The sequence below is a fragment of the Pseudoalteromonas sp. NH0006-46 genome (genome assembly GCF_057547735.1).
In genome coordinates, this window is sequence record NZ_BAAJML010000037.1 from 1 (window position 1) to 533 (window position 533).

At 35.5% G+C, this 533-nt stretch carries 1 protein-coding gene; it reads right to left on the bottom strand.

What is annotated here, in order from left to right:
• Positions 1–7: 7 nt before the first annotated feature.
• Positions 8–301, bottom strand: coding sequence for a hypothetical protein (locus AC27I2_RS19720; protein WP_487205264.1), 294 nt, complete (start codon positions 299–301; stop codon positions 8–10).
• Positions 302–533 lie beyond the last annotated feature (232 nt).

Below are 533 nucleotides of genomic sequence, written 5' to 3' on the forward strand. Positions count from 1 at the left end.
AGTACGTTTACGTCTTAGGTGGGAATGAGTTACTTCCCTCAATAATCTCAAGCTTATCGACTGTAGTAAACCAACCATTTACATTAATAGTTGGTCTAAACGCACTTTTAGCTGAATATATACCTGTAAACCTAACTAGTTTACCTTCATAGGTTTTAAATAGATTTTTCATTTTCTCACTTTCAGCCTCATCCATACTGTCAGCAACTACAGGTTGAATAATTGCATTTTCGTAGGCTCTTGCAGCATAACTTTCTTTATTTAAATAGAGCAAGTTATCCTCGAATGCGACACTAATCACTCCGACAGTTTGAATGCATTTACCGTCATAGTTTTGCGGTGAAGATATGACTTTTTATTAATGAAACAACTTCACACGCCATAGCACATGGAGATAATAAAAATATAAATGCTAGAAGTTTACGCATAATTTATTTAGTACTTATAACGCTTTGCTAAGCGGCAATAAAATAGCTGGCTAAAATTAGCGAGGAACGAGCAAAAGCCAGCTGTTTTTTGTCCGTTTGAGCAAC